Source organism: Streptomyces sp. NPDC002623, from assembly GCF_053592635.1.
Genome location: NZ_JBSFWB010000004.1, coordinates 242,440 through 257,531 on the forward strand (window position 1 = coordinate 242,440; position 15,092 = coordinate 257,531).

Sequence of the window (15,092 nt, forward strand, 5' to 3'; positions counted from 1 at the left end):
ACGACATCCTCAACGGTCCACTCTCTCACCCGTGCCGGACGGGTCGGCGCTTTCCGTTGCGGTGTCCGGCGTCTCGTCACTCGGCTGCTCCGGGTCGTCTGCCCCGGCATCGGTGCCGGACTCTCCCTTGGGACGGTCTTCCGGGCCCTCAGGGTTCTGCGAGGCGTCGGCGGGTTCGTCGGCCGGGTCGGGACCGTCCTCATCGTCCTCGCCGTTCTCGCGGGCCGCGGCACGCTTGCGCTGGGTGTACATCCGGAAGCCGGCCAGCACGAGCAGCAGGACGCCGCCGCCGATGACCAGCATCACGGTGGCCGTGATCTCAGTCACCTTCACGTCGAAGGTGACGGGCGCACCGTACTTCTGGCCGTCCTCGGTGTACAGCTGGGCGATCACCGTCGTCTGGCCGTTCACCTTGGCGGACGTGGTGAACTTCACCGTCGTGGTGTGCCCGCCGGACACCGTGATCTGCTGTTCGGCATAGGCATCGCCGGAGATCTCCAGGCGGGTCGGGTTCGTCGAGGTGAGCCGCAGCACCAGGTGGTCGACGCCCTGCACCAGGTTGTTCTGGACGGTCACCGGGATCGTGGCGCTGCGCCCGGAGAGCTTGGTCTCCGACTTGTCGATCAGTTTGACCTGCCCGGTGAGGGTGTCCAAGTAGGCCCGCACGCTCTGGCGGAAGGTGCTCGCGGCCGTGCTCCGACCCCGCCACGACGTGGACATCTCACGGTTTATGGCCCGCCCGAAGGGGGTCACCACCCGGGCCTCGTTGGCGAGGATCACCTTGAAGTTGTCGAGCTTGTCCTGGGTGTCCGCGATCTGCTCGAAGGCCGAGCGCGGCAGCTCCTGCTTGCGCAGCGAGGCGGGGTACGCCGACCTGGACGGCACCTTCGTAGTGGCGTCCGGGTCGGGTTTGGCCTTGGCGGTCGCCGCGAGCTGCTGGGACTGCGACCAGGTGCCGCCCTGGAGCGTGGTGACCGCCTCCGCCAGCGACCGGGCCTGGCTCGCGGTCGGCATGCGCTGCGGGGCGACGACGATGCTGCGCTGCTTGTCCGTCTGAAGGTTCAGCGACAGGCTCTGCGCGAGGAACTCCTGCACGGCGAGCGTGGACGCGGAGGCCTTCGTCAGGTCGCCGTAGAACGCCTTCGAGAGCCGTGAGTCGGCGACCACCGCGGTGGTGCCGCCGCCGATGGGCCGGGCGGCGGAGGGGGTGTAGGTGAGGTCGCCGGTCTCGGTCAGGCTGTCGCTGCGCGCGATCACCTTGTCGGCGCCTGCGGAGGTGGCGACCTTGACGATCGACGGGTCGACGGCGCCGTCCATCGGCCAGGCGAAGTCGGTGCTCGGGGTCACGTGGAGCACCGTCTCCACCGTGGTGGCGGCGACGTCGGTGGCCTCCTTGAGCTGACTCAGCGAGCCGGTGACGCCGGTGCCGTTGTGGGCGAGCGAGGCCAGGTCGGGATCGGCGAAGGGCAGCGCGACGACCTCCTTGCCGAGCACCGCGTCCTGCAGATCGTCGAGCCACTGCTTGGCGATCGCCTGGTGGGTGCCGGCCGTGGTGGTGTCGCCCTCGCCCCGGACCCGGTAGCTGCCGGTCATGGCGTCGACGGACGCCAGCAGGTCCGGATCGATCACCCAGGTGACGTCGAGGTCCTTGCCCAGGGTCAGGAGCTGGTCGAGGCGGCCGCCGGGTGCGATCTCCTCGGCCAGGTCGTCGTTGAGGAAGACGGGCGTCTGCTGCTCGTTCGAACCGGTCTCCGCCGTCATGTGGACGGTGGACATCAGCGGCCACAGCACGGTGGTCCGGGTGCGAGTGTCCGCCTCCTCGGGCTGCCAGGGCAGGAAGGTGCGCTGGACGCCCAGCACCTGCTCCCACTGCTGGGAGGACGTCTCGCCCGAGAGGGAGACGCCGAGCGGGTAGACGCCGTCCTCGTCGAGGTCGAGCTTGTCGACCGGGACGGAGATGCTGAAGTGCTCGGACACGCCGGGTGTGAGCTTGGCGAACTCGGCGACGTACTTGCCGCCCACTTCGGAGCCGTAGCTGGCGGGGAGGGAGTCCGCGCGCTTGGCGAGGCTGTCGATCGCCGAGCGGGTGGTGAGCGCGGCGCCCACGCTCAGGCCCACATGGGCGTCGGTGACCGCTTGCTTGCCGTTGTTGGTGACCGTGCCGGAGACGGTCACGGTGTCCCCGTCGGTGGGTGCCGCGGGGCTGAGGGAGTCGACGGCGACGGCCACCGTGCCCGCATCGGAGGCCGCCTTGACCGAAGTCTGGGCGGCGGCCTGTGCGGGGGCGACCACAGGCAGCTGGAGGAGACCGGCCAGCAGGGGTGCCCCGGCGAGCAGTGTGCCGGTGCGCCGCAGCCACCGGCGGGCAGGTGAGGGACTCATCCCCGGAAAGTCTGCCGCCTCGGCCACGCGTTCGCCCGTCCCTCGTCGTCGTCAGTGGTCGTCGGAATGTGCGTCCACGCATGGTAACGATGCGCGCTGAGGGGAAGTGCCGCGGACTGGTCCACAAGATCGTGGGAGACGGTCGGGTGGTCCGCTATGTGCGCGTATAAAGATGGACGCCCGGCTCGCCGGGCCACGTACCCTCTTCTGTTGTGCCGAACGCCAACGAAGACAACCTCAGCGTCCTGAGCCAGGTGCAGCACCGTGCGGTGAGCGAACTGCTGCGGGTAGCGCCTGTCGCCGACGACCTCGCACGCCGCTTCCAGGAGGCCGGGTTCTCACTCGCCCTGGTCGGCGGCTCGGTCCGTGACGCGCTGCTCGGCCGGCTCGGCAACGATTTGGACTTCACCACGGATGCCCGCCCCGAGGACGTCCTGAAGATCGTCCGGCCGTGGGCGGACGCGCTGTGGGAGGTCGGGATCGCCTTCGGCACCGTCGGGGCGCAGAAGGACGGCTACCAGATCGAGGTCACCACCTACCGGTCGGAGGCCTACGACCGCACCTCGCGCAAGCCCGAGGTGTCGTACGGCGACTCCATCGAGCAGGACCTCGTGCGTCGTGACTTCACCGTGAACGCCATGGCCGTGGCGCTTCCCGAGAAGGAGTTCATCGACCCCCACGGTGGCCTCGACGACCTCGCTGCGCGCGTGCTGCGCACCCCGGGGACACCGGAGGAGTCCTTCTCGGACGACCCGCTGCGCATGATGCGCGCCGCCCGCTTCGCCGCCCAGCTCGACTTCGAGGTCGCCCCCGAGGTCGTCACGGCGATGAGGGACATGGCCGACCGTATCGAGATCGTCTCGGCCGAGCGGGTACGGGACGAGCTGAACAAGCTGATCCTGTCCACGCACCCGCGCAAGGGCCTGGCGCTGTTGGTCGACACGGGCATCGCCGACCGGGTGCTGGCCGAGCTGCCCGCTCTGCGGCTGGAGAGTGACGAGCACCACCGGCACAAGGACGTCTACGAGCACACGCTGATCGTCCTCGAGCAGGCCATCGCCCTGGAGGAGAACGGCCCCGATCTCACCCTGCGGCTCGCCGCGCTGCTGCACGACATCGGCAAGCCGCGCACCCGTCGTTTCGAGAAGGACGGCCGCGTCTCGTTCCATCACCACGAGGTGGTGGGCGCGAAGATGACGAAGAAGCGGATGACGGCTCTGAAGTACTCCAACGAGCTGGTGAAGGACGTCTCCCGCCTCGTCGAGCTCCATCTGCGCTTCCACGGGTACGGCACGGGCGAGTGGACGGACTCCGCGGTGCGTCGCTATGTCCGTGATGCGGGACCCCTCCTCGAACGCCTCCACAAGCTGACCCGCTCGGACTGCACGACGCGGAACAAGCGCAAGGCGGTCGCGCTCTCGCGGGCGTACGACGGGCTGGAGGAGCGCATCTCCCAGCTGAAGGAGCAGGAGGAGCTGGACGCGATCCGTCCCGACCTCGACGGCAACCAGATCATGGAGATCCTGGGCGTCGGCCCAGGTCCTGCCATCGGTCAGGCCTACAAGCACCTGCTGGAACTGCGCCTGGAGAACGGGCCGATGGAGTACGACGCGGCGGTGGCGGCCCTCAAGGAGTGGTGGGCGCAGCAGGACTGAGGCCGTGAAAAGGGGTCATGTTTCACGTGAAACATGACCCCGCCGACGCGGCAGGCGGACATGCGAAGGGGCGGTGTTTCACGTGAAACACCGCCCCTCTCCACAACTGCCTTACTTCGTGTAGTCCTTCAGGCAGAGCAGGAAGTTACTGCCGTCACCGCTCTCGGTGTACGAGTACTGGAAGTCCTTGGCCTTCTCCGAGCACTTGGTGTCGGCCGTCAGCTGGCTGTACGTGCCCTCGATCTTCGCCAGCACGATGTACTGCGCCTGCGAGGAGTCGCACTTGACGACCTCGAGGTCGGGGTTGTTGTCGTCGCTGCTGCCGCGGTGCATGCAGTCGCCGACGGCCGCCGTGTTGGCGTCGTCCTGGCTCGATATGTAGGCGCCGATGGCCACGCCGATGACGGCGATCACGATGACGATGTTCTTGATCAGCTTGAAGCTGACCTTGCGGCGGGGCTGCTCCGGGGGAACCGCACCGTACGGAGCGGCGCCCGGCTGCGGGTAGCCGGCCTGCGGCGGGTACGGGGCCTGGCCCTCGGGCTGGCCGTAGGGCTGCTGGCCCTGCTGCGCAAACGGGTTCTGGCCCTGGGGCGGCGGAGTCGACACTTGGGTTCCCCCTAGGAACTTAGACGTGTGGCGCGAAATCAGTCGCGAAGTAAGACGCACGTAAGTTACCGGGCCCCACTGACAACCCTGTAGCTCCGAGGGAGTCTGTGTCATTGATGTGACACATACTGGCGCTCAAAGTGGAACATAGCGCCAGCAATTGCTCCGTATATAACGGCGACCGTGACCACCAGCGCCGCCGAACGTCCGTCGGGCGGCAGCATCAGCGCGGCGACGCCGGCGGCGCCGACGAAGGCGACGTTGAACAGGACGTCGTAGAGAGAGAAGATCCGGCCGCGGAAGCCGTCGGCCACGGAGGACTGGACGATGGTGTCGGTGGCGATCTTCGCGCCCTGGGTGACCAGCCCCAGTACGAACGCGGCGACGAACGTCGTGACTTGGGTGAACGGGAGCATGAGGACGAGCTCCAGGGCCGCGGCCGCCGCGGCGCAGACGACGATCCAGCGGACCGGGCCCAGGCGCCCAACCGCCGACGGGGTCACCACCGCAGCGAGGAAGAAGCCGACGCCGGAGACGCCCACCGCCAGTCCCAGCAGGGCCAGCCCCTCGTCCGTGTCGGACGACCAGGCGTACCGGCACAGCATCAACACCATGACGGTCAGGGCGCCGTAGCAGAACCGCATCAGCGCGATCGCGCCGAGCGCCCAGGCGGCCGCGCGGCGCCTCGGCTCGGCCAGGTGACGTACGCCGGCCGAAAGGCCGTGTGCGGTGCCCCTGAGCGCGGCCGACAGCCGAAGCCGGACCAGGTCACGGTCGGGCCCGAGCAGATCCGCGGCCATGGTCAGGGAGACGAGCGCGGCGCACAGGTACAACACGCTTCCCAGCAGCACCACCGCCGCGTCGGAGTCCACCACCAGCCGGACGGCGAAGGCGAAACCGCCGCCCACGACCGCGGCCAGCGTTCCGGCGGTCGGGGAGAGGGAGTTGGCCATCACGAGGCGCTCGCCGTCGACCACCCGCGGCAGCGCCGCCGACAGACCGGCGAGGACGAAGCGGTTGACCGCGGTGACGCACAGCGCGGAGGCGTAGAAGAGCCAGTCGGGGACCTGGCTGATCATCAGGACGGCCGTGGCCGAGGCCAGCAGGGCGCGCAGCAGGTTGCCGTAGAGGAAGACCTGTCGGCGGCGCCAGCGGTCCAGCAGGACGCCGGCGAAGGGGCCGACCAGCGAGTAGGGCAGGAGCAGGACCGCCATGGCGGAGGCGATCGCGGTGGCCGAGGCCTGGTTCTCCGGCGAGAACACGACATAGGCGGCGAGCGCGACCTGGTAGACGCCGTCCGCGCACTGGGAGAGCAGTCGTACGGCGAGCAGGCGCCGGAAGTTCTCGAAGCGCAGCAGGACGCGCAGATCACGGACGACGGCCATGGTCACAGCCTCACACACGGGGAGGGTCCCCGGGTCAGGTGACCCGGGGACCCTTCTCAGCCCTGGCAGGAGCGAATTTTCAGCGCTGCCGGAACAGCGCCGGTGCTGCTACGAGCGTTGCGTCGGGCTCAGCGCTCGACGTCGCCGCGGATGAACTTCTCGACGTTCTCGCGGGCCTCGTCGTCGAAGTACTGGACCGGCGGGGACTTCATGAAGTAGCTCGACGCCGACAGGATCGGGCCGCCGATGCCGCGGTCCTTGGCGATCTTCGCGGCGCGCACCGCGTCGATGATGACGCCCGCGGAGTTCGGGGAGTCCCAGACCTCGAGCTTGTACTCCAGGCTCAGCGGGACGTCGCCGAAGGCGCGACCCTCGAGGCGGACGTAGGCCCACTTGCGGTCGTCGAGCCACTGCACGTAGTCAGACGGGCCGATGTGGACGTTCTTCGCGCCGAGCTCCCGGTCGGGGATCTGCGAGGTGACGGCCTGCGTCTTGGAGATCTTCTTGGACTCCAGGCGCTCGCGCTCGAGCATGTTCTTGAAGTCCATGTTGCCGCCGACGTTCAGCTGCATCGTGCGGTCCAGCACGACGCCGCGGTCCTCGAACAGCTTCGCCATGACGCGGTGCGTGATGGTGGCGCCGACCTGGGACTTGATGTCGTCGCCGACGATCGGGACGCCCGCCTCGGTGAACTTGTCCGCCCACTCCTTGGTGCCGGCGATGAAGACCGGGAGAGCGTTGACGAAGGCGACCTTGGCGTCGATGGCGGCCTGGGCGTAGAACTTCGCCGCGGCCTCGGAACCGACGGGCAGGTAGCAGACGAGGACGTCGACCTGCTTGTCCTTGAGGATCTGGACGATGTCGACCGGGGCCTCGGCGGACTCCTCGATGGTCTCGCGGTAGTACTTGCCGAGGCCGTCGAGGGTGTGGCCGCGCTGGACGGTCACGCCCGTGTTCGGCACGTCACAGATCTTGATGGTGTTGTTCTCGGACGCGCCGATGGCGTCCGACAGGTCGAGGCCGACCTTCTTGGCGTCCACGTCGAACGCGGCGACGAACTCGACGTCGCTGACGTGGTATTCGCCGAACTGCACGTGCATCAGGCCCGGGACCCTGGACGCCGGGTCGGCGTCCTTGTAGTACTCGACGCCCTGTACCAGCGATGCCGCGCAGTTGCCCACGCCGACGATGGCTACGCGAACCGAACCCATTCCGGTTGCTCCCTGTGTGTGCGAGTGAGGCCCTGGTTGGGCGCTCACGGGGTGGTTTCGTCGGGCAGATCCGCCTCGGGGTCGCCCCCGGGACGGGGCAGGCCGCCCGTCGATCCAGATGTGGTGTTCTGCTGAGCGGACCCCCCGGAGGCGGAACCTGTCAGGTCCCGTCCGGCCCGCTCGCTCTCGATGAGCTCGTTCAGCCAGCGCACTTCGCGCTCCACGGACTCCATTCCGTGGCGCTGGAGCTCAAGCGTGTAGTCGTCGAGGCGCTCTCGGGTGCGGGCCAGGGAGGCGCGCATCTTCTCCAGACGCTCCTCCAGCCGGCTACGGCGGCCCTCCAGGACGCGCATACGAACATCGCGTGACGTCTGCCCGAAAAAGGCGAAACGTGCGGCGAAGTGTTCGTCCTCGTACGCGTCGGGGCCCGTCTGCGAGAGCAGCTCCTCGAAGTGTTCCTTACCTTCCGCCGTCAACCGGTAGACGATCTTGGCGCGTCGCCCGGTGAGCGGAGCGGCGAGGGCGTCCTCGGGTGTACTCCCCGGCTCCTCGATCAACCAGCCGTTGGCGACCAGCGTCTTGAGGCAGGGATACAGCGTCCCGTAGCTGAACGCACGGAACACACCCAGTGACGTATTGAGTCGTTTGCGCAGCTCATAGCCGTGCATCGGGGACTCGCGGAGAAGACCCAGGACGGCGAACTCAAGGATCCCGGAACGCCGGCTCATCGTCGCCTCCCTCGGTCTTATGCCGCGCTGATGTATCGACTCGATACATCAAGACGATAGAACGGCCTTCCGGATGCGACAAGAGGGGGGACGGTGAACGGGATCACATCACCGATTCGTTGCAGGCGAGTTGCCTGATTTGAGGTGAACTTCGGGGCTAGGCAGGTTTTGACGGTGCGTAGTCTGTGCGCCATGCACACCACCGGGACCCATGAGACGCCGGGGGGCGTCGAGGTCCTCGGTGCAGTACGGATGAATGCGCGACCGACCGCATCCGTACTTCGGGGGGACAGGAAACCAGCCGCCCTTTCCAGGCGCGCACGGATGCGCCTGCCCGAGGAGTAATCGTTCGATGAGCGAGCACCGTCGCAAACCGCCGCAGCCGCAGGGAGGCGGACGTGCCGCGGCCCGACGCGGCCAGTCCGGTCCGTCCTCCGGCCGCCGCGCGGCACCGCGAGGCGCCACCGGATCTCCTGCCGACTACGGGTTGGGTCACGGGTCCGGAGGCGAGGAGCAGCCGCACAGCAGCCGCACCGACGCCCGACGCGCGCCCGAGAGAAACTCGGGCGGGCGGCGCAGAGTGGCCGAACCCACCGGCCCCGGACGGGGCAGAGGGCGCTCGGCGCCCGAGCGGAAGCGCCTGATCGACTACCCGCGCGCCGGAAAGTACGGCTGGCAGCGCTGGGTGCCGTCCTGGAAGCTCGTCACGGGCCTGTTCGTCGGCTTCGTCGGCAGCCTGGTGGCCGTGGCCGGCATCGGGTACGCCATGGTGGGCATCCCGGACGTCGCCAAGACGGCCACGGCGCAGAACAACGTCTACTACTGGAAGGACGGCAGCCAGATGGTTGCCACCGGTGGTGAGACGAACCGTCAGAACATCGACCTCTCGCAGATCCCCGAGGAGATGCGCTGGGCGGTGATCTCGCAGGAGAACAAGACCTTCTACGACGACAGCGGCATCGACCCCAAGGGCATCGCCCGCGCCGTGTTCAACATGGCCAGGGGCGGACAGACGCAGGGCGGATCGACGATCACCCAGCAGTACGTCAAGAACGCGATGCTGAACGACCAGAGCCAGACGATCTCCCGGAAGTTCAAGGAGATCTTCGTGTCGATAAAGGTGGGCGCGGAGGTCGACAAGGACCAGATCATGGCCGGCTACCTGAACTCCGCGTACTACGGGCGCAACGCCTACGGAATCCAGGCCGCCGCCCGCGCCTACTTCAACAAGGACGCGATCAAGCTCAACCCGGGCGAGTGCGCCTTCCTGGCCGCCATGCTGAAGGGCGCCACGTACTACGACCCCGCCGGTGCGACCTCGGTCGACCCGACCGGGGCCACGCCCCAGGCCAACAGCAAGCGGGCCCTGGTCCAGATGCAGGACACCCTCGACAAGATGGTCGAGTACGGGCACCTCGATGCCTCGGTGCGGGCCAAGTACACGACGCTCCCCAAGTGGCAGAACCCCCGGTCGAACACCGACCTCAAGGGTCAGGTCGGCTACCTCGTCGATCTCGCCAACGGCTACCTGGTGACCAACAGCAAGAAGACCGGGATCACCCAGGACCTGCTGCAGCAGGGCGGCTACTCGATCTACACGACCTTCGACAAGAACAAGGTCAAGGAGCTCGAGGAGTCGGTCACCAAGGTCCAGAAGGCCAACATCAAGCCGGAGGAACGGCCGGAGACCGACACGCACGTCCAGTTCGGCGGCGCGTCCGTGGAACCGGACACCGGTGCCATCCGGGCCGTCTACGGCGGTGAGGACGCGACCAAGCACTTCACCGACAACGCCGACCAGACCGGTGCCCAGGTCGGTTCGACCTTCAAGCCGTTCGTGCTGGCGGCCGCGATGACCTGGGGTGTGCGCGATCCGGAGCTGGGGTCGTCGCAGGCGCAGGACGAGCGGACCATCGTCTCGCCCAAGAGCCTGTTCAGCGGCAAGAACAAGCTCAAGATCCAGAATTACGACCAGACGGTCTGGAAGAACGAGAAGGGCGAGGAGTGGCTGCAGACCAACGACGGCGGCGTCTCCCTCGGCAGCCCTCCCGACTTCAAGATCGACCTGCGTGAGGCGATGCGCGAGTCGGTGAACTCGGCCTTCGTGCAGCTCGGCATGGATGTCGGTCTGGACAAGGTCAAGGAAGCCGCGGTCAGCGCGGGCCTGAAGGAGTCCAGCCTCACCAACAGCGGATTCCCGTCGTTCTCGATCGGTATCTCCGACCCGAGCGCGATCCGGATGGCGGGTGCGTACGCGACCTTCGCCTCCAGCGGCAAGCAGCGCGATCCGTACTCCGTGGAGAAGGTCACGAGCGAGAAGGGTCAGATCTTCACGCACGAGACCGAGTCGAAGCAGGCGTTCACCTCCAAGGTCGCCGACAACGTGACGGACGTCCTGAAGACCGTGGTCGAGAAGGGCACCGGTACCAACGCCCAGCTGACGGGCCGCGAGGTCGCGGGCAAGACCGGTACCACCGACGGCAACAAGTCGGCCTGGTTCGTGGGCTACACCCCGCAGCTGTCGACCGCGGTCACGATGTTCCGCTACGACGACGACGAGTCGAACAAGAACCGTACGTTCCTGGAGATGTTCGGAACGGGTGGCCAGAAGAAGATCCACGGCGCCTCGTTCCCGGCGCAGATCTGGCACGACTACATGGAAGAGGCGCTGAAGGGCACGCCGGCGAAGGACTTCCCGGAGCCTGAGTCCATCGGCGAGATCGTCAACGCGGAACCGTCTCCGACGCCGTCTCCTTCGGTCACCGAGACCGAGGAGGAGGAGTCGTCCCCGTCGCCGTCTCCGAGCGAGTCGCAGGTCCAGCCTTCGCCTTCGGCGACCTCGACGTGCAGCACCTTCTTCGGCTGTGACGAGGACAGCGAGGGGACGACCAGCGGAACCTCGGAGGGCAGCAGCGGGGAGACAAGCGCCTCGCCGACTGCCACGGAGACAGAGGGCAACAGCAGAGGCAATACCAGCAACGGCTTCTTCGGAGGCGGCGGCTAGTCGCGCTATCGCCCAGCTTGAGTGTTTCACGTGAAACATGTGCATGTTTCACGTGAAACGAGGGCCGCTCCACCGGACCAGGTGGGGCGGTCCTCGGCGTTTTCCTAGGTCCGTACGGCAGGATGTCGCCCATGCCCAGTGCAGAATCGACGCCGGCGCGCGTGCACGAGCCGGATCCGGTAAGGCCCACCAGTGACGACCCGGTGGCCGCGGCCGGCAGTGAGCTGATCGGCGGTCCCCTCGGCCGACGGGCCCTGCTGGGGACTTCCTGGTGGACTCCCGTACGGATCGTCGCGCTCGTGGCGATCGGGATGTTCGCCCTAGGACTGATCCAGAAGGCGCCCTGCTACAACGGAGGCTGGTTCTTCGGCGCCACCTCCCAGTACACGCACGCCTGCTACTCGGACATTCCGCACCTCTATCAGGGGCGCGGTTTCGCCGACGGGCTCGTGCCGTACTTCGACAAGCTCCCCGGCGACATGGACTACCTCGAGTACCCGGTGCTGACCGGCGTGTTCATGGAGGTCGCCAACTGGATGACGCCGGGCAGCGGCAGCATCCAGGACCAAGAGCAGTGGTACTGGATGGTCAACGCCGGGATGCTGATGGCCTGCGCGGCCGTCATCGCCGTCTGCGTGGCCCGGACGCACGCCCGGCGTCCCTGGGACGGCCTGCTGGTCGCCCTGGCACCCGCCTTCGCGCTGACCGCGACCATCAACTGGGACCTGCTGGCGGTCGCTCTGACGGCCGCGGCGATGCTCATGTGGTCTCGGGGCCGGTCCCTGGCCTTCGGCGTCCTGCTGGGGCTTGCAACGGCCGCCAAGCTCTATCCCGTCTTCCTGCTCGGCCCCCTGTTCGTGCTGTGCTGGCGCGCGGGGAAGTGGCGGGACTTCGGCAAGGCACTGGCGGGTGCGGTCGTCGCCTGGCTGGTGGTGAACCTGCCGGTGATGCTCTTCGCCTTCGAGGGGTGGTCGAAGTTCTACCGGTTCAGTCAGGAGCGGGGCGTCGACTTCGGCTCCTTCTGGCTGATCATGGCCCAGAACTCCAGCGACCCGCTCACCACCGACAGCGTCAACACCCTCGCCACTCTTCTCGTCGTGCTGTGCGCTGTGGGCATCGCGGCGCTGGCGCTGACCGCGCCTCGTCGCCCCCGCTTCGCCCAGCTGGCCTTCCTGATCGTGGCGGCCTTCATCCTCACCAACAAGGTCTACTCGCCGCAGTACGTCCTGTGGCTGGTGCCGCTGGCGGTGCTGGCCCGGCCGAAGTGGCGGGACTTCCTGATCTGGCAGGCCTGCGAGGTCGTCTATTTTCTGGGCATCTGGATGTACCTCGCGTACACGATGAGCGGAGACGCCCACAAGGGCCTGCCGACGGACGGCTACCACTGGGCCATCGCCGTGCACCTGCTGGGGACGCTGTACCTGTGCGCTGTGGTCGTGCGGGACATCCTGATGCCGGAGCGGGACGTGGTGCGGCAGGCCGGTGACGACGATCCCTCGGGAGGGGTGCTCGACGGGGCGGAGGACGTCTTCGTCCTCGGCCCCGCGGCGCATCCGCCCCGGCATGCCTCCCACTTCGACGGACCGCAGGTCGACTGGGGCAAGGCGGACGCCGTCGACAGTTCGCCGTGAGCGAACAGCCAGTGCCGAAAGAGGCCGTACACGGATTCCGTGTACGGCCTCTTCGCTGTCTCCGGTGTCTCTGCTGCCTGCGCCGCCTCTGGGGCTCAGCGGTCCACGAGCCGGTCGAACTGCGTGGTGGTGTGCCGCAGATGGGCCACCAGCTCGTCGCCGACGTGGGGCTCCGGCGCGTCCGAGGGCACGAACAGGATGGACACCTGCATGTGCGGCGGCTCGGCGAACCAGCGCTGCTTGCCGCCCCAGACGAACGGCGAGAGGTTCCGGTTCACGGTGGCGAGGCCGGCCCGGGCGACGCCCTTGGCACGCGGCATGACGCCGTGGAGGGCCTTGGGGGCCTCGAGACCCACCCCGTGCGACGTACCGCCCGCCACGACCACCAGGAAGCCGTCGGAGGCCGCCTTCTGCTGCCGGTAGCCGAAGCGGTCGCCCTTGGCGACCCGGGTGACGTCCAGGACCGCGCCGCGGTACTCGGTGGCGTCGTGGTCCCCCAGCCACAGCCGCGTGCCGATCCGGGCACGGAACCGGGTCTGCGGGAACTGCTGCTGCAGCCGGGCGAGTTCGTCCGCCTTGAGGTGGCTGACGAACATCGTGTGCAGCGGCAGCCGGGCCGCGCGCAGCCGGTCCATCCAGCCGATGACCTCCTCGACGGCGTCGGAGCCGTCGGTGCGGTCCAGCGGCAGGTGGATCGCGAAACCCTCCAGCCGGACGTTCTCGATGGCGGCGTGCAACTGGGCCAGGTCCTGCTCGCTGATGCCGTGCCGCTTCATCGAGGACATCACCTCGATGACCACACGGGCCCCCACAAGGCCGTACACGCCGTCGATCGAGGACACCGAGCGCACGACCCGGTCCGGCAGCGGCACGGGCTCCTCGCCGCGCCGGTACGGCGTCAGCACCAGCAGGTCACCGCCGAAGAAGTCCTTGATGCGCGCGGCCTCGTACGTCGTTCCGACGGCGAGGATGTCCGAGCCCAGCCGGGTGGCCTCCTCCGCCAGCCGCTCGTGCCCGAAGCCGTAGCCGTTGCCCTTGCAGACCGGGACGAGTCCCGGGAACTGCTCCTGGACGTGCTTGTGATGCGCCCGCCAGCGCGCGGTGTCGACGTAGAGGGTGAGCGCCATGGCCGGACCTGGGACCTTTCTGGTGGCTGCGGTGTGGGGAAACGCGTCAGGGGTGTCAGAGGCGTCAGAGGTATGGAATCACCGAACGTGACGTCAGCGGCGCGACATGTAGATGTCGAGCGCCTTGTGGAGCAGCTTGTTCAGCGGGAAGTCCCACTCGCCGAGGTACTCCGCGGCCTGACCGCCCGTGCCGACCTTGAACTGGATCAGGCCGAAGAGGTGGTCGGTCTCGTCCAGCGAGTCGGAGATGCCGCGCAGGTCGTAGACGGTGGCGCCGAGCGCGTAGGCGTCGCGCAGCATGCGCCACTGCATCGCGTTCGAGGGACGGAACTCACGGCCGATGTTGTCGGAGGCGCCGTAGGAGTACCAGACGTGCCCGCCGACGATCAGCATCGTCGCCGCCGACAGGTTCACCCCGTTGTGGCGGGCGAAGTACAGCCGCATGCGGTTCGGGTCCTCGGTGTTGAGGGCCGTCCACATGCGCTGGAAGTACGACAGCGGGCGCGGCCGGAAGTGGTCGCGCACGGCCGTGATCTCGTACAGCCGTTGCCATTCCTCGAGGTCGTGGTAGCCGCCCTGGACGACCTCGACGCCGGCCTTCTCGGCCTTCTTGATGTTGCGGCGCCACAGCTGGTTGAAGTTCTTGTGGACCTCTTCAAGGGAACGGTTCGCCAGCGGTACCTGGTACACGTAGCGCGGCTGGACGTCGCCGAAGCCGGCGCCGCCGTCCTCGCCCTGCTGCCAGCCCATGCGGCGCAGCTTGTCGGCCACCTCGAAGGCGCGCGGTTCGATGAAGTCGGCCTCGATGTCGCGCAGTCGCTTCACGTCCGGGTTCTGGATGCCCGCCTTGATGGAGGTGGCCTCCCAGCGGCGGATGATCACCGGCGGGCCCATCTTCACCGAGAACGCGCCCTGCTGCTTGAGGTGCGCGAGCATCGGTTCCAGCCACTCGGTCAGATTTGGCGCATACCAGTTGATGACCGGGCCCTCGGGCAGATAGGCCAGATAACGCTTGATCTTGGGCAGCTGGCGGTAGAGGACGAGACCCGCGCCGACCAGTTCACCGGTTCGCCCGTCGAACCAGCCGAGGCTCTCCGATCGCCACTCGGCCTTGACATCGGCCCAGGCCGGAACCTGCATGTGGCTCGCCGACGGCAGGCTCTGGATGTATGCCAGATGCTGCTCTCGGCTGATCGTCCTCAGGGTCAGGCTCATTCGGGGCGCTCCTCGGGCTGGTGTGGCCCCATGGGTACGGGGGCTCCGGCTCTCGCGCCGAAGCCTACTGCGCCTTGCGAGCGCCCTGACTGGGCGTATGGAACCTGCGCCCCGGCCCGAGTGCGGCCGGGGCGTTCCGTCATGG

The 15,092-nt window shown here is 67.9% G+C and carries 10 protein-coding genes; 3 read left to right on the plus strand and 7 right to left on the minus strand.

The genetic code is table 11. From position 1 onward, the window contains the following. Nucleotides 1–9: 9 nt before the first annotated feature. A complete protein-coding gene (locus tag ACWD4O_RS09155; RefSeq protein WP_451278908.1) occupies nucleotides 10–2,409 on the minus strand; it encodes a DUF6049 family protein in 2,400 nt (799 codons plus the stop codon). Nucleotides 2,410–2,594: 185 nt separating this feature from the next. Here ACWD4O_RS09155 and ACWD4O_RS09160 point away from each other — a divergent pair, with 185 nt between their 5' ends. Continuing rightward, nucleotides 2,595–4,037, plus strand: coding sequence for a CCA tRNA nucleotidyltransferase (locus ACWD4O_RS09160; RefSeq protein ID WP_451278910.1), 1,443 nt, complete (start codon nucleotides 2,595–2,597; stop codon nucleotides 4,035–4,037). 111 nt (nucleotides 4,038–4,148) lie between these two features. Here the strand turns inward: ACWD4O_RS09160 and ACWD4O_RS09165 are convergent, their stop codons facing one another. The 4 genes from ACWD4O_RS09165 to ACWD4O_RS09180 form a co-directional block, all read right to left on the minus strand. Then, nucleotides 4,149–4,646: an LppU/SCO3897 family protein gene (locus tag ACWD4O_RS09165; RefSeq protein ID WP_451278912.1), complete on the minus strand. Its 498-nt coding sequence runs from the start codon at nucleotides 4,644–4,646 to the stop codon at nucleotides 4,149–4,151. 110 nt (nucleotides 4,647–4,756) lie between these two features. Further along, nucleotides 4,757–6,031, minus strand: a complete 1,275-nt coding sequence (locus tag ACWD4O_RS09170) for an MFS transporter (RefSeq protein ID WP_451278914.1) — start codon at nucleotides 6,029–6,031, stop codon at nucleotides 4,757–4,759. 128 nt (nucleotides 6,032–6,159) lie between these two features. Next, a complete protein-coding gene (locus ACWD4O_RS09175; RefSeq protein WP_358802242.1) occupies nucleotides 6,160–7,242 on the minus strand; it encodes an inositol-3-phosphate synthase in 1,083 nt (360 codons plus the stop codon). Between the two features lie 44 nt (nucleotides 7,243–7,286). Further along, entirely contained in the window at nucleotides 7,287–7,970 is a 684-nt protein-coding gene (locus tag ACWD4O_RS09180) for a helix-turn-helix transcriptional regulator (RefSeq protein WP_450946567.1), read from the minus strand. Nucleotides 7,971–8,322: 352 nt separating this feature from the next. Here ACWD4O_RS09180 and ACWD4O_RS09185 point away from each other — a divergent pair, with 352 nt between their 5' ends. Together ACWD4O_RS09185 and ACWD4O_RS09190 are read left to right on the plus strand one after the other, a co-directional pair. Next, nucleotides 8,323–10,974, plus strand: coding sequence for a transglycosylase domain-containing protein (locus ACWD4O_RS09185; protein ID WP_451278917.1), 2,652 nt, complete (start codon nucleotides 8,323–8,325; stop codon nucleotides 10,972–10,974). A gap of 131 nt (nucleotides 10,975–11,105) precedes the next feature. After that, complete coding sequence (locus tag ACWD4O_RS09190; protein ID WP_451278919.1) at nucleotides 11,106–12,605, plus strand: glycosyltransferase family 87 protein; 1,500 nt, start codon at nucleotides 11,106–11,108, stop codon at nucleotides 12,603–12,605. A 95-nt stretch (nucleotides 12,606–12,700) separates the two neighbouring features. Here the strand turns inward: ACWD4O_RS09190 and ACWD4O_RS09195 are convergent, their stop codons facing one another. Both ACWD4O_RS09195 and femX read right to left on the minus strand, forming a co-directional pair. Next, on the minus strand, nucleotides 12,701–13,732 hold the full coding sequence (locus ACWD4O_RS09195; RefSeq protein ID WP_351907615.1) for an alanine racemase: 1,032 nt from the start codon (nucleotides 13,730–13,732) through the stop codon (nucleotides 12,701–12,703). Between the two features lie 93 nt (nucleotides 13,733–13,825). After that, nucleotides 13,826–14,947 carry a peptidoglycan bridge formation glycyltransferase FemX gene (gene femX, locus ACWD4O_RS09200; RefSeq protein WP_351907617.1) on the minus strand — a complete coding sequence of 374 codons (1,122 nt, stop codon included), beginning with the start codon at nucleotides 14,945–14,947 and terminating at the stop codon, nucleotides 13,826–13,828. Nucleotides 14,948–15,092 lie beyond the last annotated feature (145 nt).